This is a genomic window from Actinoplanes sandaracinus (genome assembly GCF_030009775.1).
Classification (GTDB): Bacteria; Actinomycetota; Actinomycetes; order Mycobacteriales; family Micromonosporaceae; genus Actinoplanes; species Actinoplanes sandaracinus.
The window spans coordinates 401,527-425,689 of sequence record NZ_JASCTH010000003.1 but is presented as its reverse complement, the minus strand read 5'-3'; the positions used below and the strand labels follow the sequence as shown (position 1 = coordinate 425,689).

Genomic DNA, 24,163 nt, shown 5'->3' with positions numbered 1-24,163 from the left:
TACATTCCGAACCCGGTAGCTAAGCCCTCCAGCGCCGATGGTACTGCACTCGTGAGGGTGTGGGAGAGTAGGACGCCGCCGGACTCAACGTGATGAAAGGCCCACCCCACACGGGGTGGGCCTTTCTGTGTTTGCGCGCCAGTACTTCGGCCTTCTACGTGTGCGCCGGCACTCCCGGCTCTCTGTGTTTGTGGCACTCTGGGTGTTTGTGCTGCTCGGGCTCGCAAGGCAGAGCCTTGCCCGATCAGACGCCTCGGTCAGGCAGAGCCTTGCCCCATCAGACGGAGCCCTGCCCGATCAGGCGGAGCCCTGGGGCGCAGATTAGGCGAAAGCCCTGGGGGGTCAGTTGCGGGTTTGGACGGCGGAGCGGAGTTCGCGCATCAGGGGGGCGGCCTCGGTGTCGCTGCGGCCGGGGAACATCGCGAGAGCGAGGCTGCCGTGGTCGGCCCAGCCGCAGACGGCCAGGTCGCCTTCGGTGGACTTGGTGACGCCGCACTTCATGGTGCCGCCGAAGTCGCCCGCGTCGACCTCTTTCAGGCCGGTCACCGCGCCCTGTTCGTCGCTCATGAGCTGAATCGCTGAGTCCAGGTCGCTCTTGGGCGACCAGAGCAGGGTGGTGCCGCCGAAGAAGAGAACCGACTTGTCGTCGCTGCCGGTGTAGACGGCGCCCACCGCCTTGCTCATGGGGATCTCGGCGGAGAGGGCGGTCTGGAGGTAGTCGGCTGTGGCGGTGGCCTGCTCGCTGTCGTCCAGGGTCAGCGAGCCGATCTTCGAAGGAGTGGAGAGCGTCGTCTGGCGCTGCGAGTTCACCTTCCAGCCGAACCAGGCGAGGGTGCCGGCCGCGGCCAGGGCCACGGCGAGAACACTCGCCAGGACGATGGTGCGGGTCTGGCTGGGCTTGGCCGGTGCGGCAGCGGTAGCCGTGGCCTCGGCTTCGTCGCTCTGTGGAGCGGTGAGCCGGAACGGAGCGTCACCTTCGCCGTTCTCCGATGCGCCGATCTCGAACGGAACGTCACCGGCGCCCTGACCCGGAGCGACTGTCCCTGCTTCCGCGAAGCCGGCCTGCGGACGGTGGGTGCGAGTCTGGGAGGCCTCCGCGGGTGAGTCATCCGCGGCAGCCGTGTGGGGGACGTCCGTGGGACCGAGCTCCCGTTGGGCGGCACCTGTGTGGTGGGCGACCACGCGTTCGGCATCAGCGGAGCCGCCATCGGCGCGGAGTGCGCTCGTGGTGTCGGCGTCTGCGCGGACGAGGTCTGTGGCCTGGGCGTCTACGCGGGCGACGTCCGTGGTGGTGGCGTCTACGCGGGTGGTGTCGGCGCCGTGAACATCGGCGCGGGGCACGATCGCGGTGCCGGCGTCTCCGCGGGCGGGGCCTACTCGGGCGGTGTCCGGGCGGGCGACGTCCGTGACGTCGGCGGTGCCCGCACGGGCGGCGTCTGCGGCGTCGGCGTGCGCGCCGGGTGAGTTTGCGGCGTCGGCATCCGCGCCGGGGGCGTTCGTGGAGTCGGGGTTCGCGCCGGGTGAGTTCGTGGAGTCGGGGTTCGCGCCGGGTGAGTTCGTTAGCTCGTTGCCGGCACGCCCGGCGTCGGTGGAGTCGACGTCCACGCGGGTGGCAGCCGCGGGCGTGACGGCCGCGGCGGCCCGATCAGCGTGGGCGGGATCCGCGGAAACGGGATCGGCGGAGGTGGGTGTGTGCTGGCCGCGGTCCGACATCTGGCGAGCCTATCTCGCGGAATGGACGGCCGTGGGCCTGCCCGGACGGCGATTCGCCGCCCGCACACCCTCCGGAGGTGGTGCGAATTCCGGGTACCCGGTGGGGCTCCGTAGACTTGTCGGGTGACCGATGCGACCGAAACCCGTACCCCCGACAGCCGGCCCACCGGTGGCCTCTCCGCCCAGTACCAGCCGGGCGAGGTAGAGCAGCGGCGGTACGAGCGTTGGGTATCGGAGGGCTACTTCACCGCGGACCCGAAGAGTGACAAGCCGCCGTTCACCATCGTCATCCCACCACCGAACGTGACCGGGTCGCTGCATGTGGGCCACGCCCTCGACCACACGATCCAGGACACCCTGGTCCGCCTCAAGCGGATGCAGGGCTTCGAGGTGTTGTGGCTGCCCGGCATGGACCACGCCGGCATCGCCACGCAGAACGTGGTGGAGCGGCAGCTCGCCGCCCAGCAGCTGTCCCGGCACGACCTCGGGCGGGAGAAGTTCGTCGAGCGGGTCTGGGAGTGGAAGGCCGAGTCCGGCGGCAAGATCCTCGGCCAGATGCGCCGGCTGGGCGACTCCGTCGACTGGAGCCGTGAGCGCTTCACCATGGACGAGGGCCTGTCCCGGGCTGTTCAGACGATCTTCAAGCGGCTGTACGACGACGAGCTGATCTACCGGGCCAACCGGATCATCAACTGGTGCCCGCGCTGTCTCACCGCGCTCAGCGACATCGAGGTGGAGCACACCGACGACGAGGGCGAGCTGGTCTCGATCCGGTATGGCGAGGGCGAGAACTCGATCGTCGTGGCCACCACCCGGGCCGAGACGATGCTCGGTGACACCGCGGTCGCGGTGCACCCCGACGACGAGCGTTACCAGCATCTGATCGGCACCGAGGTGGAGCTGCCGCTGACCGGCCGGCGGATCCCGATCGTGGCGGACGAGCACGTCGACCCGGCCTTCGGCACCGGCGCGGTCAAGGTGACACCGGCCCACGACCCGAACGACTTCGAGATCGGCCAGCGGCACGGGCTGCCCAGCCCGGCGATCATGAACGAGCGGGCGGTCATCACCGTACCCGGCCCGTTTGAAGGTCTTGATCGTTATGAGGCTCGCCCGGCCATCGTCGCGGCCCTGCGGGAGCAGGGGCGCATCGTCGCCGAGAAGCGGCCCTATCTGCACTCGGTGGGTCACTGCTCGCGGTGCAAGACGACCGTGGAGCCGCGGCTGTCGCTGCAGTGGTTCGTCAACACCAAGCCGCTCGCGCAGGCCGCCGGTGACGCGGTGCGCGACGGCCGGGTCAAGATCGAGCCGGCGGAGCTGTCCAAGCGCTACTTCGCCTGGGTCGACAACATGCACGACTGGTGCATCTCCCGGCAGCTGTGGTGGGGCCACCGCATCCCGGTGTGGTACGGGCCGGAGGGCCAGATCGTCTGTGTCGGACCGGACGAGCAGCCGCCGACGGGTGAGGGCTGGCACCAGGACGAGGACGTCCTCGACACCTGGTTCTCGTCCGGGCTGTGGCCGTTCTCCACGCTGGGCTGGCCGGAGCAGACCGCCGACCTGGAGAAGTTCTATCCGACCAGCGTGCTGGTGACCGGTTACGACATCCTGTTCTTCTGGGTCGCCCGGATGATGATGTTCGGTCTCTACGCGATGGACGGCAAGCAGCCGTTCGACGTGGTCAACCTGCACGGCATGGTGCGCGACCAGTTCGGCAAGAAGATGTCGAAATCGTTCGGCAACGTCGTCGACCCGCTCGACTGGATCGAGCGCTACGGCGCCGACGCCACCCGCTTCACCCTGGCCCGCGGCGCCAACCCCGGCTCCGACGTGCCGATCAGCGAGGAGTGGTGCCAGGGCTCGCGCAACTTCTGCAACAAGCTGTGGAACGCGACCCGCTTCGCGCTGATGAACGGCGCCACCGTCGACGGCGACCTGCCGCCGGCGAGCGAGCTCAGCGCCATCGACAAGTGGATCCTGTCCCGCCTCCAGCACACCATCGGTGAGGTCGACCAGCTCTTCGCGGCGTACGAGTACGCGAAGGTCTGCGACACCCTCTACCACTTCGCGTGGGACGACGTCTGCGACTGGTATGTCGAGCTCAGCAAGCCGGTCCTGGCCGGCACCGGCAAGGCCGCCGACAACAGCCGGCGGGTCCTCGGGCACGTGCTCGACCAGCTTCTGCGGCTGCTGCACCCGGTCATCCCGTTCGTCACCGAGGAGCTGTGGATCGCGCTCACCGGCGGCGAGACCGTGATGCGCTCCGCGTGGCCCACGGTCGACCCGGCGCTGATCGACGACGCCGCCGAGGAGGAGCTGGCCGCCCTGCAGAAGGTGGTCACCGAGGTCCGGCGGTTCCGTTCCGACCAGGGCCTGAAGCCGAGCCAGCGGGTCACCGCCGCGCTGACCGGCCTCGGCAACGTCGGCATCGACGCGCACGAGCCGCTGATCCGTTCGCTGGCCCGGCTCGACGCGCCCGGCGCCGACTTCGCCACCACCGCGACCCTCGCGGTGACCGGCGGCATCACGGTCGACCTGGACACCCGCGGCGCCATCGACGTGGCGGCCGAGCGGGCCCGGCTGACGAAGGACCGGGCCGCCGCCGAGAAGGAGGCCACCCAGTGCCGGGCCAAGCTCGGCAACGAGGCGTTCATCGGCAAGGCGCCGGAACAGGTCGTCGCGAAGATCAAGGACCGCCTGGCCGCGGCCGAGACCGATCTGGTCCGGATCGCTGCCGCCCTCGAAGCCCTGCCGGCCGCCTGACCTCACGGTCACCGGGCGACAGGCGGGAAGAAAGCAGAGCATGAGCGAGTACGACGAGGTCGAAGCCGCACTGAACCAGCGCGGCTTCACCCGCATGGTCTTCGACATGCAGAAGATCCGGGACCTGGTGGATGTGCTGGGCAGCCCGCAGCGGGCCTACCCGGCGATCCACCTGACCGGCACCAACGGCAAGACCAGCACAGCCCGGATGATCGACGCGCTGCTGCAGGCGCACGGGTTGCACACCGGCCGCTACACCAGCCCGCACCTGGAGACCGTGCGCGAGCGGATCAGCCTGGACGGCGAACCCGTCTCGGAGGAACGGTTCGTCGCCACCTATCAGGACGTGGCGCCGCTGGCCGAGCTGATCGACGCGCGCAACCCGGAGCCGCTGACCTACTTCGACATGACGACCGCGATGGCGTACGCGGCGTTCGCCGACGCCCCCGTCGACATCGCGGTGGTCGAGGTCGGCCTCGGCGGCGAGGAGGACGCCACCAACGTCATCGAGGCCGGCGTCTGCGTGCTCACCCCGATCGGCCTCGACCACACCGAGTGGCTCGGCGACACCGTCGAGGACATCGCCTGGCACAAGGTCGGCATCATCCACCACGGCGCCACGGTGATCACCGCGCTTCAGGACGAGGACGCCATGCGGCCCATCGTCGAACGCTGTGCGGACATGGGCGCCACCCTCGCCCGCGAGGGCAGCGAGTTCGGCGTCGTCCACCGGACCCAGGCGGTCGGCGGGCAGGTGCTCGTCCTCCAGGGGCTCGGCGGCGTCTACGACGAGGTCTTCCTGCCGCTCTTCGGCGCCCACCAGGCGCAGAACGCCGCGCTCGCGCTCGCCGCGGTCGAGGCGTTCCTCGGCGCCGGCGCCGGCAAGCAACTGGAGATCGACCTCGTCCGTGAGGGCTTCGCCCGGGTCGACTCGCCCGGCCGGCTGGAACGGGTGCGCAGCGCCCCGACCATCCTGCTCGACGGCGCGCACAACCCGCACGGCATGGCCGCCACGGTCGCCGCGCTGGAGGAGGAGTTCACCTTCCGGCACCTGATCGCGGTGCTGTCGGTGCTCGGCGACAAGGACGTGACCGGCCTTCTCGAGCTGCTCGAACCGGTGGTGGCGCGGATCGTGGTGACGCAGAACAGCTCGCCCCGCGCGATGACCGCCATCGAGCTGGGCCAGCTGGCGATCGAGGTCTTCGGCGAGGATCGGGTCACGGTCGCCACCGACATGCCGGACGCCATCGCGGAAGCGGTGTTCCAGGCCGAGGAGGACGCTTCCGGTGAGCTGAGCGGCGTCGGCGTGCTGATCACCGGATCGGTGGTCACCGTCGCCGACGCGCGGAAACTTCTCCGGCGATGACCGCTCCGGACGAGAACGCGATGCCGTCCGACGGCGAGCAGACCGCCGCGCCGCGGCCCTCAGGCCTCAAGAACCCCCAGGCCGCTGTACGGGGACTCGGCTCCGGAACCCTGGTGCTGGAGGCGATCGTCCTGCTCCTGACGATCCAGCCGATCCTGCTTCTCGGCGGCGACCTCAAGAGCCAGGGCGTCACCATGGCGGTCATCGCCGCGGTGCTGTCGGTCGTCCTGGCCGGGCTGATGGGCAAAGGGTGGGCGTGGCATGTGGGCACCGCCCTGCAACTGGTGCTGATCGCGGGCGGGTTCCTGCATTTCGCGCTCGCCGCGGTCGGAGTGATCTTCGGGGCGGCGTGGGCGTACGCGCTGCACGTCCGCCGTACCATCCTGGGCTGATTCCGGCGGGCCGGGCGTTCGGTGAACGTCCGGCCCTGGAAATCAGTAGATGGCCCGCCACTGGGTGATGGCGATGTTGTGGTCGTCCGGATCGCGGAACGTGGCGGACCAGAGCTCCAGCTTGTCGCCACGGTTCACTGGGCGGGGCGAGTGGACGAACGCGACACCCTTCTCCCGCAGCTCCGCGTGCACCGCCTCGATGTCGCCGACCTCGAGGTTCAGGTAGATCAGGCGGCCCGCCTCGGACGACAGGTTGTGCACCGTACGCAGCACCAGCCGGGTGTCGCCGGAAGCCAGCACCGCACTGCCGTCGCCGGTGTCGATCTCGTGGAAGCCGAGGATGTCCCGGTAGAACGCGGTCGAGCGCTCCAGGTCGGTGACCAGCACCGTGATGCCGACCCCGTGGATCGCACCGGCCGGCCCGGGACGCGCGCTCGGATAGGCGGTGATCACATCAGCCGCGTGCTCATCCGGATTCTTGCGGCCGCTGAAGTCCCCCCACGGGCCGCCCGCGCGGCGCTGCTCCTCGCCGGCAGCCGGAACGTCCTCCCGATGCGGAGTCGGTGTCGCGTCGGGCGAGACGGCCGCACGGCCCACCGCCACCCCGATGATGCCGTCCCGCAGCGCGGACGACGGGCGGGGCGTCTCCTCCGCGGGGGCGGCGATGATGCCGTCCGCGCGGGCGGCGGCCGCCCGCGGTGACGCCTCCGGGGCCGCTTCGGGATTGCCGGCCAACGGGAAGTTGAGGCCGTCGAGCGGAATGTCGATCTGGTCGATGCCGGGCCGCGGCGCCGAGGAGCGCGGTGTGGCCGGCGGCGCGCTCGGGAACGGCCGGTCGGGCTGCGGGACAGCCGGCGGGGCCGAGACCGGCGATGGCGCGGACGGCGACGACGAGGGGGTACGTTCCGCGCGCGACTGCGCGGGATACGCGGCGGGAGCCGGTTCGGCCCTCGCCGCGGGAACGTCTCGCCCCGGCTCCGCCGTAGCCGAGAGGTCGCCGGCCGGGGAGTCGTCAGACGCGTACAAGTCGTCCGGGTGGATGTCGTCGCCCGGCTGCACGAAGAAGCGGGTCCGGCTGCCGAGAGGACGGGTCTCCACGTTCGGCGGAACCGCAGAAGCGGGCGTCGCGCCCGGAGCGGAAGACCTGGGCCGGTCGGGGGCGGGTTGAGTAGCGGTGGGCCGCGCGGGGGCCGGCTGCGGGTCGGTGGGCCGCGTGGGGCCGGGTCGTGAGGCAGCCGGGTGTTCCGCGGCTGGGGAGACCGGGCGGCCGGGGGGCGCCCAGCGATCGTCGGCGTGAGACGGCCGGGGCGTCGGTCCCTGCATGGGCTGAGCGGCCTCCGCCGAGGGCGCGGCCGGCGCAGCCGGCCGCGCCCAGGCCTGCTGCTCCCGGGAAGAGCCGCCGGAAGGCGTGCCGGGCCGGGCGGACCGGGCCGGTGGCGGTGGCGGCGCGGCGGCATCGCTCGGCCGTGCGGCCGGCGGCGGCGGCGGGGCGTCGGACCGGCGTGCCGTCGGAGGCGGTGGCGGCTGGAGACCCGGCTCCCGCCCGGCGGGCGACGAAGGGGCGGCCGCGGGCCTCGGCACCCGTGTCGCAGGCGAGACCGGGGCCGAGGACGCGCGGCCGGTCGAAGGAGCGGGGTTGGGCGAAGGAGCGGGGTTGGGCGAAGGAGCGGGGCGGGGCGCGGTCCAGGGAGACGGCTCCGGCCTGGACTGAGCGCTCGGCTCGGACGGGTCGTCCGGGGCGGGCGAGGGTGCGGACCGGGTGGGCGTCGCGGACCGGGTCGGGAAGCCGGGCGCCGTGGTCTCGCCGTGGTCCGAGCGGCGACGGGTCGACTGCTGGCTCGGCACGGCTGCGGCCGCCGTGCCCGCGGCAACGCCGGCTGCGGCTGCGGCCGCCGTGGTGGACGCGCTGGTTCCGCCCGGTCGGCTGGGTGGACCGTCGAGGTCCAGGTCGATGTCGGCGGCCGGGTCGGACGGCGCGGAGTGGGCGAGCCGGGACTCCGCTGAAGCGGGCTGCGACTCCGGCGCGGTGGATGGGGACTCGGCCGTGGCGGACGGGGACTCGGCCGCGGTGGATGGGGACTCGGCCGTGGCGGACGGGGACTCGGCCGCGGTGGATGGGGACTCGGCCGTGGCGGGCTGTGACTCCGGTGGGGTGGGCTGTGACTCCGGCGTGGTCGGCTGGGGGTCCGCTGGGGCGGGCCGGGACTCGGCCGGGGTGCGCTGTGCCGGGGGCACGGTGCCCGCCTGCGGTGTGGCGGTGGTGGTTGCGGTGGGGGAGTCGTGGGTCGTACCCGATGGGGTGTCTCGTTCGACGGTGACGGTGGCTGAGCCGCCGCGCGGGCGTGGGCTCGGGCGGGAACCCGGCGGGCGGCCGGAGGTCGAGCCGGAAGGGGTCCACGAGCCGCCCGGCGGAGGTCCTGCCTGGGGTGGTGCGGCATAGGCGCCGGCCGACGGGGAGCCGGGTCCCGCGTCCGGTCCGGAGCTGTGGTGTGTGCGCTCTCCCGGGACGGGGGCCGTGGCGGGCCGGTCCGGTCCGGGGGCGGAACGTGCGGCGGACACCGTGTCAGGCCCGGCCCAGGCGTCCGCGCTCGCGGTCCGTGCGGTGCGGGAAGGCCGCGAGGAAGACCGGCCGGCGTCCTCGTCGGTGGCCCTGGAGGGCTGGGAGGGGGACCAGTCCGTCGTCCGGGGAGGCTCGGAGGAGGACCGGTCTGTCGTCCTGGAGGGCTCGGAGGAGGGCCAGGCGTCCTCATCCGGGGCGGCGGCTCCGGCGGGTGCGGGGCCGGAACGCTGGGAGGAGTCCCGGGCCGACGTGGTGGCGCCGGATGAGGACCAGCCCGAATCGTCGGCCGGATCGTCCTCGGCAGGTTCGTCGTCGGTCCGGTCGACCGGGTCGGCTGAGCCGGTCCGGACGTCGGCCGGGACGCCGGTGGAGCCGGCCGGGTCGGCACGATGGGCCCGGTCAGCGGGATGGTCCGGGTCGGCGGGGTCGGCCACGTCCGCGGCGTCGGGTGTGGTGCGGGTGGAGGCCGACGGCCGGGTGAACTCGTCGGTCGCCGCCGGCTGGCTGAAGTGGCGTGCGCTGCCGGCCCGGCGTGGGAGCGGAGCCGGGTCCTCGTCGGTGCCGACGACCTGGCCCTCGACGATGGTGCCGGCGGGCGTGTCGCGGACCACGACGGGGGTGGCGGTGCGGCGGGCGAAGCCGGTGGACGTGCCACGGGAACCGGAGGACGGCAGCGGGTCGTCGTCGGTGTCGACGTCCCAGTCGTGCTCGCGGCCCTCCCACGGAGCGGCGTCGACGGTGCCGAACAGTTCCTCATCGAGGTCGTCGGGCTCGTCACCGGCGGCGGGCGGGGGAGGCGGCGGGTCGTCGCCTTCCAGCCGGGAGGGCGCATCCCGCCAGCTGACCCGGACCCGGCGGGTGTCGTCGACGTCGACGGTGATGGGCACGGTGGCTCCGGGCAGCGGCCACTTGTCGACCGGGATGCGCGGCTCGCGGACCGTCGTGTCGAACGCGCCGAGGCCGGGGGCGACCACGATCAGCTCGATGGTGGCGCGACCGTAGGCGCCGGCGGCCGGGGGCGGTGTGATCGACCTGACCTCGGCGGTGCCGGCCACGGTGGCGCGGCCGCCACGGCGTGACACCGGCACCAGCGCCACCGCTATGGCGATGACCAGCACGGCGCCGCCGAAGAAGGCGACCGGCGAACTCGACATGCCCAGCCCGAGAGCGATCACGAACACCGCAATCGTGCCGATGATCCATGCCACCAGCTTGCGCGCCGGAGCGATGGGCCGGCCGGTCTGGTTTGCCACTGTGGACCTCCCGGTAGTTCCCGTCAGGTTATGACCCGGCGGCGCCTCCGCGAAAGTGCGGCAGTCCGGACATCGCCGCTCGCCCTGTTCGCGGTACCGATAGGCTGAACTCCCGCGTGTCTGCCCTGTGTTGTTACGGAGGAACTGCGTGTCCAGCACCACCGAGCGTTCGCTCGTCCTGATCAAGCCCGATGCGGTCCGCCGCGGGCTGCTCGGCGAGATTCTGTCCCGTTTCGAGCGTAAGGGCCTGGTGGTCGAGGCGCTGGAGTTGCGCACGATGGACGCGTCGCTCGCCGACGCCCACTATGCCGAGCATGTGGACAAGGCGTTCTACCCGCCGCTGAAGGACTTCATGACCAGCGGCCCGCTGGCAGCCCTGGTGCTCTCCGGCGACTCGGTGATCGAGGTGGTCCGCGCGATGATCGGCGCGACCGACGGCCGCAAGGCGGCCGCCGGCACGATCCGTGGTGACCTGGCCCTCTCCAACCGGGAGAACCTGGTGCACGCCTCCGACTCCCCGGAGAGCGCCGAGCGCGAGCTGGCGCTCTGGTTCCCCAAGATCTGATTTCCCGGGGCCTGACGGTCCTACAGGGTGTCCAGGCTGGCCCGTCTGCGGGATTCCGCCTCGAAGACCCTCAGCAGGACCGCGGCGAGAACCGCGTAACCGGCTCCCACCAGCAGTTCCTGGCCCAGCGCGGGCGCGGCCGCATCGAGGCCGCGCCCGGCGGCCAGCAGCCGGGCCGCCTCCGCCGCGTGGGTGATCGGCAGCACCTCTCCGACGGCGGCCATCCACGGCGGCAGGCTTCCGGCCGGCACGTTCACCCCGGTGAGCAGCAGGAGCAGAGCCATCGCGACGTTGGAGACCACGAAGACGTCGCGGAACCGCAGCCCCAGCGCGCCCAGCGTGAGGCCGAAGAAGCCGCAGGCCAGTGAGCCCGCCGCCATGGCCAGGGCCAGTCCGGGCAGCGCGGTGAGCGGGATGCGCAGGCCGAGCATCAGCGAGGCGACGGTCAGGGTGAAGACCGCGATCAGAAGACCGTTCCCGGCGTACGGCAGAACGCGCCCCCAGAACACGGCGGTCCGGCTGCGCGGCGAGAGCAGCACGTGCCCGAGAGTGCCGAAGCGCCGCTCGTTGGCGACCGCCATGGTGCCGCCGAACACGCAGGCCATCGACGCGGTGAACACGGCGTTGCCGACCAGGAAGAACTGGTCGTCGCCGACCCGCAGTTGCCGGCCCAGGTAGGCGAAGAAGAGCAGCTGGAACACCGGCCCGATGAGCAGGGTGCCGACGAACAGCGCGGGGCGGGTCCAGTTGAACAGGGCTCGGTAGGCGATCATGCCGCCGACCGTCACCAGTCGTAGCGTCCTCATGCCAGGGCCAGGGTCGCGGTGACGCGGGCGCGTCGCTCGACCACGGTCAGTGCCGCGGCGCCGAGTGCCAGGCAGGCCACGCTGATGGCCAGGCAGATCCCGACCGACGGCCAGACCGGGCCGCCTGCGGTGGCCTCGTGCAACGCTCGCGCTCCCCAGGTGGTCGGCAGGACCGCGGCGATCGGGATGGTCCAGGTGGGCAGCACGGTCAGCGGCACGAGCATGCCGGACACCAGCCACACCGGGTATTCCAGGACGTTGGCCAGCGCGTTGGCGTTGCGCATGAGCACGAACGTGGCCGCCAGCAGCAGCCCGAACATGCCGAGCGCGACGATGCAGACGACGGCGGCGATCGGAAAGGCGACGGGGTGCGCGAAGTCGAGGCGGATGCCGAACAGCACGCGTCCCCAGATCAGCGTGGCGAGCAGTGAGTAGGTTCCGGTGATCCCGGTGGCGATGGTGAGCGGCAGGATGACCATCACCGGCCGCCGCGGCGCCATCATGATCATTTCGAGGGTGCCCTGCCAGCGCTGGTTCTGGATGGCGCCGCCCGAGCCGAAGAGCACCGACGACCAGACGCCCATCAGGCCGGCGCCGACCGCCGCCTGGAGCAGGCGGTCCTGCTCGCCGCCGGAGCGGAACAGATAGACCGCGAGGACGGCCTGCACCACCGGGACCACCAGCGAGATCGCCACCTCGAACGGCGACCGGCTCAGGTGCTTGGCGTGCAGCAGCGTGCCGATCAGCAACATCCGCAGTGTCCTCATGAGGCGTTCACGATCGCCACGTACGCGTCCTCCAGGGTGGGTTCCCGGCTGTCCACCCGGCCCAGCCGGATGCCGGCCAGTTCGCGCAGCACGTCACCCTGCACGTCGACGTGCGCGTCCGACTGGACGGTCAGCACCTGGAGCGCCCCGCGGGTCTCGACCGCCGTCTCCCGGACGCCCGGCAGGTCGCGGAGCGCGGAGATGGCGGTGTCCGGCACGCCGTACGCCTCCACCTCGACCACGCGCCGCCCGTCCGCCCGTTGCCGCAGTTCGGCAGGGGTGCCCAGAGCCTGGATCCGGCCGTCGGCGATCACCGCGATCCGGTCGCAGAGCTCGTCGGCCTCGGCCATGTAGTGGGTGGTGAGCAGCACCGTGGTGCCGGTGGCGGCCAGGTCGGCGACGGTCCGGCGCAGCTCACGGGCGGCGACCGGGTCCACCCCGATGGACGGCTCGTCGAGGAACAGCACCTCCGGGGAGTGCAGCAGGCCGCGGGCGATGTGCAGCCGCTGCCGCATGCCCCGCGAGTAGCCCTCGACGCGTTCGCGTTCCCGGCCGGTCAGCCCGACCAGGTCCAGCAGTTCGCCGATCCGCCGTCTCTGGTCGCGCGGGGCGACGCCGTACAGCTCGGCGAAGTAGCGCAGGTTGTCCAGGGCGGAGAGGCGGTCGTAGAGGCCACGGTCGCCGCCGAAGACGTACCCGATCCGCCGCCGTACCTCCCGGGTCTGCCGGACCACGTCGAACCCGCAGATGCGGGCGGACCCGGCCGAGGGGATGAGCAGGGTGTTGAGCATCTTGATGGTGGTGGTCTTGCCGGCGCCGTTCGGGCCGAGCAGGCCGAACAGCTCGCCGCGCCGGACCGTGAAATCGACCTCGCGAACCGCCTCGACCGTGCTGTTCCTGGGACGTAACCAGCCGGTTCTCGTCCGGTAGGTACGACGCAGGCCCACCGCCTCGATGGCGTGGTCGCTGCTTCCTGATGGGGCACTGTGCATGGAGGGAAAGCTATGGAACCGAAAGGGATTCAGGAAACGAATTCGGTCGCGGCCGAATCCTCACCGAGCAGGTTGACCAGAGCCAGGCCGGCCGGCTCCAGTGCGTAGAGGACGCGCCGTCCCGCCCGGCGGCGGTGCACCACGCCGGCGGCCTGGAGCCCGGCGAGATGCTCGGAGACGGTGCTCGGCGCCAGACCCAGCGCGGTGGCCAGGCCGGTGGTGGTGGCCGGGGTGGCGAGGGCCCGCAACACGGTGGCCCGGCCCCGTCCGATGAGCAGGGAGAGCCGGTCGTCCGTCCGGTCGGTGACCGGGCCGGGGCCGCCGGCCAGCACCGCCGCGCCACGCGCCTGGTACGTGACCATCACCACGTCGGGATCGTCGGTGGAGCAGGGCAGCCCACCGTGCGAGAAGATCAGCGGCACCAGCAGGAGCCGCTGGTCGGTGACGGAGAAGCTGTGTTCGAGCTGCTTGACGACGGTCAGCACCGGCGGCTCCCAGCGGATCCGGTCGTGCAGCCGGCCGAGCAGGGCGTCCGGGCCGTCGGCGGCCAGCGCCTGGGCCCGCAGCAGCACCTCCTCGTCCAGCGCGGCCCGCATGGCCGGCCAGTACGGCGCCATCACCGCCTCCCACCAGGCGGACAGGCCGTCGGCGAGACCGTTCAGCGCGGTCTCCCGGTCGTCGAGGAACGGTTTCAGCGGTGGCGGCGTCTCCCCGTGCGGATGGTGGATCGCGATCTGTGCCTCGATCACCTCGGCCGGGGTGCGGCGGAACAGCTCGATCTGTTCCTCGAACGACGGCGCCGGAACGGCCGGCATCGGGACGAGGAAGTCCGGCAGCATCCGGCCGAACCGGTAGTAGAGCCGGACCGGCTCCGGCATCGGAACCTGCCGGGCACGCCGCACCCAGTCGGTGTAGGGCCAGGGGACGGTCGACGGATCCTTGCCGAGGAGCCACACGCCGCAGATCGTCTCGAGCAGCGGGCTCGTCGCGATCCGGGTGCGGGCCAGGGTGGGTTCGTCGATCTCGATCCGGATCACGGGTCGAGTCTAGGGATCCGGCCGCGCGGTAATGCGGATGAGGGAACCGGAGGGCGACCGGTATCGTTGAACCGCACGCAGGCTTTGAACCGGCCATCACCGGGGAGCCTCCGGAAGAACGGACCCTGCTCGCGGCGAGGGTCCCAGTAGAACCGGGTGGACCGGCACGCGCGAGCGCCGGCGAAATGAGCGGGCGGGTCTCCCGTCAAGCGAGGTGGTACCGCGGGCCGGCGACGGCTCGTCCTCGCAGTCACGACACGTGAACTGCTTGAGGGGAACCATGACTTATCCGAAGCACACCGATGCCACGGGTGTTCCAGCGAGTCCGGACCTGCCGGCCGTCGAACGCGCCGTCCTCGACCACTGGGCGGCCGACAAGACGTTCGAGGCGTCCGTCGAGCAGCGCCCGGCCGGGGAGAACGGCGCCAACGAGTACGTCTTCTACGACGGCCCGCCGTTCGCCAACGGCCTGCCGCACTACGGGCACCTCTTCACCGGGTATGTGAAGGACCTGGTCCCGCGGTACCAGACGATGCGGGGCCGGCGGGTCGAGCGGCGGTTCGGCTGGGACACCCACGGCCTGCCCGCCGAGGTCGAGGCGGAGAAGCAGCTCGGCATCACCAGCAAGGCACAGATCGTCGAGCTGGGCATCGACAAGTTCAACGAGGCCTGCCGCACGTCGGTGCTCGCCTACACCAAGGACTGGGAGCGTTATGTGACGCGCCAGGCCCGCTGGGTGGACTTCGCCGACGACTACAAGACCCTCGACCCGGAATACATGGAATCGGTCATGTGGGCGTTCAAGACGCTGCATGAGAAGGGGCTCGTCTACGAAGGGTTCCGGGTTCTGGCGTACTGCTTCCGCTGTGAGACGCCGCTGTCCAACACCGAGACCCGGATGGACGACGTCTACCGGGACCGGACCGACCCGGCGCTCACGGTGAAGTTCCGCCTGGAGACCGGCGAGGACATCGCGGTGTGGACCACCACGCCGTGGACGCTGCCGTCCAACCTGGCGCTCGCCGTCGGTCCCGACATCGAATACGCCCTCCTGGAGAAGGACGGGCATCGGTTGCTCGTCGGCGCCGGGCGGGTGGGCGCTTACGCCAAAGAGCTGGAGGGGTACGAGCAGACCGGCACCGTCCTCGGCAGCGAGCTGGTGGGCCGCCGGTACACGCCGCTGTTCGACTTCCTCGTCGAGCCGGCCGGGCCGAACGCCTTCCAGGTCCTCGGCGCCGACTTCGTGACCACCGAGGACGGCACCGGCGTCGTCCACATGGCTCCCGCCTTCGGTGAGGACGACCAGAACGCCTGCAACGCGGCCGGGATCCCGACCGTCGTGACCGTCGACGACCACACCCGGTTCACCTCGCTGGTCCCGGACTTCCAGGGCCTGCAGGTCTTCGACGCCAACAAGCCGGTGATCGCCACGCTGAAGGAGCGCGGCGTGGTACTGCGCCACGACGGGTACACCCACTCGTACCCGCACTGCTGGCGCTGTGACACCCCGCTCGTCTACAAGGCGGTGTCGTCCTGGTTCGTCGCGGTGAGCACGTTCCGGGACCGGATGGTCGAGCTGAACCAGGAGATCAGCTGGACGCCGTCGCACATCAAGGACGGCTCGTTCGGCAAGTGGCTGGCGAACGCCCGCGACTGGTCGATCTCCCGCAACCGGTTCTGGGGTTCCCCGATCCCGGTGTGGAAGTCCGACGACCCGCAGTACCCGCGTGTCGACGTCTACGGCTCGTTCGAGGACATGGAGCGCGACTTCGGGGTCAAGGTCACCGACCTGCACCGGCCCTACGTCGACCAGCTGACCCGGCCCAACCCGGACGACCCGACCGGGCAGTCGACCATGCGGCGCGTGCCGGAGGTGCTGGACTGCTGGTTCGAGTCCGGGTCGATGCCGTTCGCCCAGGTGCACTACCCGTTCGAGAACAAGGACTGGTTCGAGCACCACTACCCGGGCGACTTCATCGTCGAGTACATCGGCCAGACCCGTGGCTGGTTCTACACCATGCACGTGCTGGCCACGGCGCTGTTCGACCGGCCCGCGTTCCGGAACTGCCTGAGTCACGGCATCCTGCTCGGCGAGGACGGCCGGAAGATGTCCAAGTCGCTGCGGAACTACCCGGACGTGTACGGGGTCTTCGACTCGTACGGCTCGGACGCGATGCGCTGGATGCTGATGTCGTCGCCGGTGCTCCGGGGCGGGGACATGCCGGTCACCGAGGTGGCGATCCGCGACTCGGTGCGCCAGGTGCTGCTCCCGCTGTGGAACGTCTGGTACTTCTTCAGCCTCTACGCCAACGCCTCCGGTTACGAGGCCCGGCTCCGCGCGGACTCGCAGCACCTGCTCGACCGGTACATCCTCGCCAAGACCGGTGAGCTGGTCAGCGACGTGCAGCGGCAGATGGACGACTACGACATCTCCGGTGCGGCGGCCTCCGTCCGGTCCTACCTCGACGCGCTGACCAACTGGTACGTGCGCCGGTCCCGGGACCGGTTCTGGGAGGGTGACCAGGACGCCTTCGACACCCTGGCCACGGTGCTGGAGACCCTCACCCGGGTGGTGGCGCCGCTCGCGCCGCTGACCGCCGAGGAGATCTGGCGCGGCCTGACCGGCGGCCGTTCGGTGCACCTGACCGACTGGCCCTCGGCGGACGCGTTCCCGGCCGACCACGAGCTGGTCGCGTCGATGGACGCGATCCGGGACGTCGCCTCGGCGGCCCTGTCGCTGCGTAAGGCGAAGGGCCTGCGGGTCCGGCTGCCGCTGGCCTCGGCGACCGTCGCCACCCCCGGCGGCGCGGCCCTGGCGGGGCTCGCCGACCTGCTCTCCGACGAGGTCAACGTCAAGAACGTGGTGTTCACCGACGACGTGGCCGCGTACTGCCAGCAGGTCCTCAACGTCGTCCCGCGGGCGCTCGGTCCCCGGGTCGGCAAGCAGGTCCAGCAGGTGATCAAGGCGGTGAAGAGCGGCGATTGGCAGCTCGTCGACGGCGCCCCGGTCGCGGCCGGCGTCACCCTCGCCGAAGGGGAGTACGAGCTGAAGCTGGTCGCCGCCGACGCGGAGAACTCCGCGCCGCTGCCGGCCGGCGGCGGTGTCGTGGTCCTCGACACGGTCGTCACCCCGGAACTGGCGTCCGAGGGCCTGGCCCGCGACGTGATCCGGGTCGTGCAGCAGGCCCGGCGGGACGCCGACCTGGACGTCAGCGACCGGATCGCGCTGGTGCTGTCGGCGACGGCGCCGGTGCGGGCGGCGGTCGAGACGTACCGGGACTTCGTCGCCGGTGAGACTCTCGCCACGTCGCTGGAGTTCGCCGACCTGGCCGACGGTTTCGCCGGTGAGGCGGGCGACGGGGAGCGGGTCGTGGTGACCGTCACCCGCACCATCTGAAACAGCCGATTGGCCCGGATGTTCGCCTATAGCAGGCGAACGTCCGGGCCGGTTCAGCGCCGCTAGATACTTCGCCGCGACTGTCGGCTAACCTCACAGCACCACAAACCCCCAGGTGTCACGGAGGATGCGTTGCCGCTGCTCTACTCCATCGGCAAGGTCACGCTCGGCAAAGCGTTGATGACCGGCTGGCGGCCGCACGTCGAAGGCATCGAGAACATCCCGTCGACCGGCGGCGCGATCTTCGCCAGTAACCATCTCTCCGTCGCCGACGAGCTTCTCCTCGGCAGCGTGGTGCCGCGCCACCTGGCCTTCTGGGCCAAGTCGGACTACTTCACCGGTACCGGCCTGAAGGGCATGTTCAACCGCAAGCTCATGGCAGGCGTCGGCGCCATCCGCGTCGAACGCACCGGCGGCCGCGCGGCCCTCACCGCCTTCGACGCCGCCATCCCCGCTCTGAAGAGCGGTGACCTGGTCGCCGTCTATCCCGAGGGCACCCGCTCGCCCGACGGCCGCCTCTACCGCGGTCGCACCGGCGTCGCCCGCCTCGCCGTCGCCGCCGGCGTCCCGATCATCCCGGTCGGCGTCCTCGGCACCGACAAGGTGCAGCCCATCGGCCGGCTCTACCCCAAGCTGATCCGCGGCGTGATCACGGTCAAGTTCGGTAAGCCGATCGAGACGATCGGCCGCGCCGACGACCGCACCGCCCTGCGCGAGCTCACCGACCACGTGATGGGTGAGATCCAGAAGCTGACCGGCCAGGAGTACATCCCCCGCTACGCGCCCAAGCGCGAGGAACCCTCCGCCTGACGCACCGCCGCCCGGCCGTCCGCTTCCACCGGCAGGTGAGCGGGCGGGTCCGGTCGGCCGGACCGCCGCGAGGCGCGTCCCGGTCCCGGTGGCCGGGCGGCTCGCGGTAGGCGGTTCGAGACGCGCCGCGTGCGGTGGTCCGGCCTGGCGGTCGGCTCGCGGTGGGCGGTTCCGGACGCCGCGTGCGGTGGTCCGGCCCGGCGGTTCGCTTCCGCCCCTGTGCGGTACGGCTACCCGACCCTGATCCGTGGCGGTCCCCGCGACGTCCCCCCGATCACGGCCCCAGCGCGACTCTCGGGCGGAGGCGGCGGGTCACCGGCTACCCGTCGCCGACGGTGATGGAGTTCACCCGTGGTGTGTGGACCGGCGGATGTGGGTGGAAGGTCAAGCCGGTTCGAGGACCGTCTCGCGGAGGCCGGCCACCAGTTTGGCGCTGTCGGCCAGGGACCGGCGGGTGAGCAGGACCGTGGCGAGGCTGCCGTGGTCGGCCCAGACGCAGGCCACGACCCCGGCACCGTCCAGGCGGCCGGTTCCGCATTGCTGGTGGGCGCCGAACTCGCCGAGGTCGAACGGCTCGATGTCCTTCAGCTTGAGGGGGCCGGTGAGCCGTTCGATCTGGGCCTGCACGTCGGAGCCGGGGGTGAGCCGCAGGCCGGTGACACCGAAGACGGTGACTCGCTTGCCCCGGGAGTCGACGTAGATGCCGGCGAAGGCGCCGCCGTCGGCGCCCGTCTCCTGAAGCTGGTCGGCGAGCTTCTGGGCGGCGCGCCGCCCCGCGGCGGTGTCGCGCAGGTCCAGGTCGGCGAAGGAGGCGGGCAGGACGGCGGTGACCGGGTACTGGCGCACGCCGGGCAGCAGCCAGTAGGCGAGCAGCAGCAGGCCGATGACCGTGAGCACGGTGAGTCTGCGCAGCCGGCGTCGGCGGCGGGGCCGTGGCGGCGGGGCGGCCCAGGGCGGCGTCGCCGGCGGGCGGGGCTGGACCGGGATCGGGGACGGCTTGGCCGGTGCGGCGGACCTCCGGGCCCAGGGGCGCGGCTTCACGGCCGTGCCCGCCGCCTGCCGGCCCAGGGACCGCAGCTTGTCCGGACTGGTCGTCGCGGCCTGACGGCTCCACGAGCGCAGCTTCTCCGGAGCGCCGGCGGCGGCCCGCTGGCTCTTCGAGGCGGCCTGGCGGCCCCACGCGCGGACCTTCGGCGGGATCAGCGGCGGCAGGCCGGAGCCGGCGGCCGGAGGCGGATAGGTGCCCGGCGCCGGGATGGTGGAGCGGCGCGGTTCCGGCGCGTGCCCGGACCCGGCGCCGGCGGCCGGCGCGTTGCGGGCCGGGGGCGCCGGTGTGGCAGGGGGAATGTCGAGGCGGGTCGGCGGCGCCGGTGTGGCGGCGGGCGTGTCCCGGCGGGTCGGCGGCGCCGGTGCGGGGCCGGGAATGTCCAGCCGGGTCGTCGGCGGCGTGGAGGCCGGGACGTCGAGGCGGGTCTCCGGGAGCGGGGTGGTCGCGGCCGGGGTGGTGTAGGCGTCCGGCCAGGCGGGGGTGTCCTGATCGGCCCACGGGTCGACGGCGGGGATCGCGGTGCGGTCGTCGCCGGGTTCGGCGGCCGGGCCGGCGCCGTTGATCCGGTCCACCATGCGAGACCAGAGAGACCGGCGGGGCGCACTCTCGGGGACCACCGCGGCGCCGCTCCACCGGCCGTGCACGACGGTGGTCGGCGGCTCACCGGAACCGGCGAGCCGGGTGGGGCCGGGCATCCCGGCGGCCGGGGTGGTGTCACCCGGCTGCTGGTCGGCCATGGATTCGATCTCCTCCCGCGCGCCTGGAGGCGAGCGCTCGTTCCCAGGTTAGGCACGCTGCGCCAGTGGGACGGCGGGGCCGGATCGGGACACCGAACGCGAATGCCGGACAACGAGGGCGATGTGCGGAACGCTCCGGAGTCGTATGGTTACCCGGACTTCGCATCACCCTGCCTGACGGGCCGGGGAGTGCCGGGAGTCACTATTCGCGTGCAGTCAGGGAGGGAGGGGCGCCTCCGCGGGCCGCAACCGGCCTGAGTGGTGCGCCGGACATCGCATGGGTACGACGCAGAGAAACGCGGTAACGATCACGGGCTCCGAGTCCGGACGGCCGATGCTGTTCGCCCACGGGTACGGCTGCGACCAGAACATGTGGCGCTTCGTCACGCCGGCCTTCCAGGACACCCACCGGATCGTTCTCTTCGACCACGTCGGCAACGGCAAGTCCGACCTGTCGGCTTACCGGGATTCCCGCCATGGCTCCCTCGCGGGTTATGCCGAGGACATTCTGGAGATCGTCCAGGAGAACGACCTGCGTGACGTGATCTTCGTGGGCCACTCGGTGAGTGCGATGATCGGCGTGCTCGCCGCGATCCGGGAGCCGGAGCGGTTCTCCGGGATCGTGATGATCGGCCCGTCGCCGCGGTACATCGACGACGAGGCGGACGGTTACGTCGGCGGGTTCCTCCACTCCGACATCGAGCAGATGCTGGAGTCGTTGGACAGCAACTATCTGGGTTGGTCGAGCGCGATGGCCCCGGTGATCATGGGAAATCCGGACCGGCCCGAACTGGGGGAGGAGCTGACGAACAGCTTCTGCCGTACCGATCCGGAGATCGCCCGGAAGTTCGCCCGGGTGACGTTCCTCTCCGACAACCGCGCCGATCTGCCGGACCTGCGGGTCCCGTCCCTGATCCTCCAGTGCGCGGACGACGTCATCGCCCCCGCGGTGGTCGGTGACTACGTCCACAAGAACACCCAGGAGAGCACCTTCATGGCCCTGAACGCGACCGGGCACTGCCCGAACCTGAGCGCGCCCGAAGAGACGGTTGACGCGATCAAGTCCTGGTTGTAGACAGCGGGCATGATCGGCGGAGCATTGGCGTGAGTGAATCTGGCGTGCCGGACGTGACGAGTGAGTTGCGACTTCCTTGGGACGACGATCCCGAGGACTTGTACGAGCATGCGCCGTGTGGCTATCTGACGACGCTTCCGGACGGCACCATCGTCCGGGTCAACGAGACCTTCCTGACGTGGACCGGGTACTCCCGAGCCGATCTGATCGGTCACCGACGGTTCCGTGACCTGCTGACTCCGGGTGACCAGATCTACCATGAGACGCACTACGCGCCGCTGCTGATGATGCAGGGCGAGGTGCACGAGATCGCGCTCGAAGTGGTGGGCGCCGACCGGCGCCGGCTGCCCACCCTGGTCAACTCGGTGCTGGAGCGAGGTCCGACCGGCGCGCCCCGCATCATTCGCACGATGGTCTTCAACGCGACCGAGCGGCGTGGCTACGAGCGCGAGCTGCTCGCCGCCCGCCGGGCGGCGGAGTCGTCCGAGCAGCGGGTCCGGGTGCTGCAGCAGATAGTGGCCGACCTGGCGGCGGCCCCTACCGAGGCCGAGGTCGCGGAAGCGGTGCTCCGCGCGCCGGAACCCGCTTTCCAGGCCGCGAGCAGCAGCATCTACCTGATCGACCCGGAACGGGACCTGTTGGTCGCGGTCGCCTCGACCGATCCGACCACCGGCAACTGGGACGACATGCCGTGCTCGTCGACACGGGCGGTGGCCGAGGTGGCCCGGCGCGGTGACCTGCACGTGATCGGCACCCTGGCCGAGGCGGAGGCGCACTTCCCCGACCTGGCCGAGTCGATGCGCCGGTCGGAACGCCGCAGCGTGGTGCTGCTGCCGTTGACCACCGGGCCGGCCGACGAGCAGGGCGGCGTGGCGGTGCTGGGCGTGCTCGCGTTCAGTTTCCGGGACGAACGCACGCTTACCGACGGTGAGCTGCGGGTGATCCGGCTCCTGGGGCAGCAGGCCGGGCAGGCTCTCGACCGGGCCCGGCTCTACGACGACGCCCGGCGGCGCGAGGAGCGGTCGGAGTTCCTGGCCCGTACCACCCGCGCCCTGGACGAGGAGCACCGTCTGCTCCAGCGGGCCCGCCGGCTGGTCGAGCGGGTGGTGCCGGAGATCGCCGACTGGGCGCTGGTGCGGCTGCAGGTGGGCCCGGCCGGTCTGGTCGAGCACCACGGCGGCCCGGCGCCGGACCCGGCCCGGCTGGGGGCCCGCACGGCCGAGGCGATCGAGACGGCGGCGCCGGTCTTCGCCATCGACGGCGACGGGCTGGGCTGCACCGTGCTGCCGCTCATCGTCCGTGGCCGGGTGCTCGGCACGCTCGCCGTCCGGATGGCCCCGGACCGCCGCGGCGCCGAGGCCGAGCGGCTGTTCCTGGTCGATCTGGCCGACCGGGTCGCGCTCGCGTGCGAGAACGCCCGCCTCTACGAGCAGGAACGGGCCATCGCGCGGACCCTGCAGCGCAGCCTGCTCGCCGCGGACGTGCCGGGCGCCGACCCCCGTTTCGTGGTGGAGACCCACTACCAGGCCGCGGCGCAGGACATGGAGGTCGGCGGCGACTGGTACGACGCCTTCCTGATCACCGCCAACAAGCTGGCCGTGGTGGTCGGCGACGTGGTCGGTCGCGGCATCGAGGCGGCCACCACGATGGGGCAGCTGCGCAGCGCGATCCGGGCACTGGCCTCGGCCGAGAACGGGCCGGCCCGGCTGCTCGAAGGCCTGGACCGGTTCTGTGACCGGGTCGACTCGGCCCGGATGTCCACGGTCGTCTACGCCGAGGTGGACCTGCTCAGCAGCGAGGTGACGTACGCCTGCGCCGGCCACCTGCCACCGCTGCTGCACGAGCCGGCCGGTTCCCCGCAGTACCTGCTGGACGCCCGGTCCGCGCCGATCGGCTCCCGGGCCGGTGACCGGCGCCGGGTCGAGCACCGGATGCGGCTGGCCGCCGGCAGCCGCCTGCTGCTCTACACCGATGGGCTCATCGAGCGCCGTACCCGCCCGATCGACCGTGGTTTCGAGATCCTCGCCCGCGAGTACGCGCGCCTGCGTGACGCCCCGCTCAAGGGCCTGACCGCGGGGCTGGCCGACACCCTGGTCGGCCGGGACCACAGCGACGACGTGTGCCTGCTCTGCCTCACCCTCGGCACCGAGGAGCGGCTGGAGCGTTCGATCGGCGCCGACCCGGTGCAGATCGCCCTGCTCCGCGCCGACATGCGGGGCTGGCTGGCCGGTCACGGCGTGGACACCGAATGCCTCAACGCGGTGCTGCTGGCCTGTTCCGAAGCGGTGGCCAACTCGATCGAGCACGGCTACGCCCACGACCCGTTCGGGGTGGTGGACGTGGCCGCCACCATCAGCGCCGGCACCGTCGAGATCCGGGTCAGTGACAGGGGCCGCTGGCGTGGGCCGGGCAACGACGTCGCCCGCGGCCGCGGGCTGCAACTGATTTACGAGTCGATGGACGACGTGGCCTTCGACCGTGCCGGTGACGGGACGATGGTCATCATGCGGCGCCACCGGGGGGAGCCATCGTGACGGACCAGTGGGTGAGTTTCTCGCGGCGGGGAATGGCCGATCTCGTACATCTGAAGGGTGAGATCGATCTGGCGAACGCCAACGACATCGGCCGGGTGATAGTGGCGCACACCACCGCGGCGAATGCCGTGCTGATCGACCTGACAGCGGTCTCGTTCCTGGACAGCGCCGGTGTGCGGCTGCTCGACTACATCGTCGGAGATCTGGACGACCGGGGGAAACCGATCCGGCTGGTCGTCGGGGAACGTGGGGCCGCACGGATGACGTTGCAGCTCTGCGCGTTCCGGGCCGACCTGCTGGCGACCGACCTGGAACGGGCCGCGACGGACCTCGGCGGCTAGTCTCGCG

At 71.7% G+C, this 24,163-nt stretch carries 16 protein-coding genes and 1 rRNA gene; 10 read left to right on the top strand and 7 right to left on the bottom strand.

Annotation, left to right across the window (positions count from 1 at the left end; genetic code table 11):
* Nucleotides 1-84, top strand: a 5S ribosomal RNA gene (gene rrf / locus QLQ12_RS47345); the annotation flags it as partial.
* 258 nt (nt 85-342) lie between these two features.
* On the opposite strand, the gene QLQ12_RS06775 is transcribed toward rrf, so the two are convergent.
* Nucleotides 343-1,713, bottom strand: coding sequence for a hypothetical protein (locus QLQ12_RS06775; RefSeq protein ID WP_282757871.1), 1,371 nt, complete (start codon nt 1,711-1,713; stop codon nt 343-345).
* A 123-nt stretch (nt 1,714-1,836) separates the two neighbouring features.
* Here QLQ12_RS06775 and QLQ12_RS06770 point away from each other — a divergent pair, with 123 nt between their 5' ends.
* From QLQ12_RS06770 to QLQ12_RS06760, 3 genes are read left to right on the top strand one after another with little or no spacing between them, the layout of a single operon-like run.
* Nucleotides 1,837-4,476, top strand: a complete 2,640-nt coding sequence (locus QLQ12_RS06770) for a valine--tRNA ligase (RefSeq protein ID WP_282757870.1) — start codon at nt 1,837-1,839, stop codon at nt 4,474-4,476.
* Between the two features lie 40 nt (nt 4,477-4,516).
* A complete protein-coding gene (locus tag QLQ12_RS06765; protein ID WP_282757869.1) occupies nt 4,517-5,842 on the top strand; it encodes a bifunctional folylpolyglutamate synthase/dihydrofolate synthase in 1,326 nt (441 codons plus the stop codon).
* Nucleotides 5,839-6,234, top strand: coding sequence for a DUF4233 domain-containing protein (locus QLQ12_RS06760; protein WP_282757868.1), 396 nt, complete (start codon nt 5,839-5,841; stop codon nt 6,232-6,234). The genes QLQ12_RS06765 and QLQ12_RS06760 overlap by 4 nt, the downstream gene beginning before the upstream one ends.
* Before the next feature lie 42 nt (nt 6,235-6,276).
* On the opposite strand, the gene QLQ12_RS47010 is transcribed toward QLQ12_RS06760, so the two are convergent.
* Nucleotides 6,277-10,047 (bottom strand): VOC family protein, encoded by a 3,771-nt coding sequence (locus QLQ12_RS47010; protein WP_407651425.1) that lies wholly within the window; start codon nt 10,045-10,047, stop codon nt 6,277-6,279.
* Nucleotides 10,048-10,195: 148 nt separating this feature from the next.
* Here QLQ12_RS47010 and ndk point away from each other — a divergent pair, with 148 nt between their 5' ends.
* Nucleotides 10,196-10,612, top strand: coding sequence for a nucleoside-diphosphate kinase (gene ndk, locus QLQ12_RS06750; RefSeq protein ID WP_282757866.1), 417 nt, complete (start codon nt 10,196-10,198; stop codon nt 10,610-10,612).
* A gap of 20 nt (nt 10,613-10,632) precedes the next feature.
* Here ndk and QLQ12_RS06745 read toward each other — a convergent pair whose 3' ends face one another.
* From QLQ12_RS06745 to QLQ12_RS06730, 4 genes are read right to left on the bottom strand one after another with little or no spacing between them, the layout of a single operon-like run.
* Complete coding sequence (locus tag QLQ12_RS06745; protein ID WP_282757865.1) at nt 10,633-11,418, bottom strand: ABC transporter permease; 786 nt, start codon at nt 11,416-11,418, stop codon at nt 10,633-10,635.
* Nucleotides 11,415-12,185, bottom strand: coding sequence for an ABC transporter permease (locus QLQ12_RS06740; RefSeq protein ID WP_282757863.1), 771 nt, complete (start codon nt 12,183-12,185; stop codon nt 11,415-11,417). Before QLQ12_RS06740 ends, QLQ12_RS06745 begins: the two co-directional genes overlap by 4 nt.
* Entirely contained in the window at nt 12,182-13,177 is a 996-nt protein-coding gene (locus tag QLQ12_RS06735) for an ABC transporter ATP-binding protein (protein WP_282757862.1), read from the bottom strand. The genes QLQ12_RS06740 and QLQ12_RS06735 overlap by 4 nt, the downstream gene beginning before the upstream one ends.
* Before the next feature lie 29 nt (nt 13,178-13,206).
* Nucleotides 13,207-14,214 carry an ArsR/SmtB family transcription factor gene (locus QLQ12_RS06730; protein ID WP_282757861.1) on the bottom strand — a complete coding sequence of 336 codons (1,008 nt, stop codon included), beginning with the start codon at nt 14,212-14,214 and terminating at the stop codon, nt 13,207-13,209.
* 280 nt (nt 14,215-14,494) lie between these two features.
* Between QLQ12_RS06730 and ileS the strand changes: the two genes are divergently transcribed.
* Together ileS and QLQ12_RS06720 are read left to right on the top strand one after the other, a co-directional pair.
* Nucleotides 14,495-17,611, top strand: coding sequence for an isoleucine--tRNA ligase (gene ileS / locus QLQ12_RS06725; RefSeq protein ID WP_282757860.1), 3,117 nt, complete (start codon nt 14,495-14,497; stop codon nt 17,609-17,611).
* 132 nt (nt 17,612-17,743) lie between these two features.
* On the top strand, nt 17,744-18,421 hold the full coding sequence (locus QLQ12_RS06720) for a lysophospholipid acyltransferase family protein (RefSeq protein WP_282757859.1): 678 nt from the start codon (nt 17,744-17,746) through the stop codon (nt 18,419-18,421).
* Nucleotides 18,422-18,805: 384 nt separating this feature from the next.
* Here the strand turns inward: QLQ12_RS06720 and QLQ12_RS06715 are convergent, their stop codons facing one another.
* The gene (locus QLQ12_RS06715) at nt 18,806-20,206 is read right to left on the bottom strand and encodes a hypothetical protein (RefSeq protein ID WP_282757858.1); all 1,401 of its coding nucleotides are present in this window, start codon (nt 20,204-20,206) and stop codon (nt 18,806-18,808) included.
* 334 nt (nt 20,207-20,540) lie between these two features.
* Between QLQ12_RS06715 and QLQ12_RS06710 the strand changes: the two genes are divergently transcribed.
* From QLQ12_RS06710 to QLQ12_RS06700, 3 genes are read left to right on the top strand one after another with little or no spacing between them, the layout of a single operon-like run.
* A complete protein-coding gene (locus tag QLQ12_RS06710; RefSeq protein ID WP_328518263.1) occupies nt 20,541-21,281 on the top strand; it encodes an alpha/beta fold hydrolase in 741 nt (246 codons plus the stop codon).
* Nucleotides 21,282-21,310: 29 nt separating this feature from the next.
* Nucleotides 21,311-23,815, top strand: a complete 2,505-nt coding sequence (locus QLQ12_RS06705) for a SpoIIE family protein phosphatase (RefSeq protein ID WP_282757855.1) — start codon at nt 21,311-21,313, stop codon at nt 23,813-23,815.
* A complete protein-coding gene (locus QLQ12_RS06700; RefSeq protein WP_282757854.1) occupies nt 23,812-24,156 on the top strand; it encodes an STAS domain-containing protein in 345 nt (114 codons plus the stop codon). The genes QLQ12_RS06705 and QLQ12_RS06700 overlap by 4 nt, the downstream gene beginning before the upstream one ends.
* Nucleotides 24,157-24,163 lie beyond the last annotated feature (7 nt).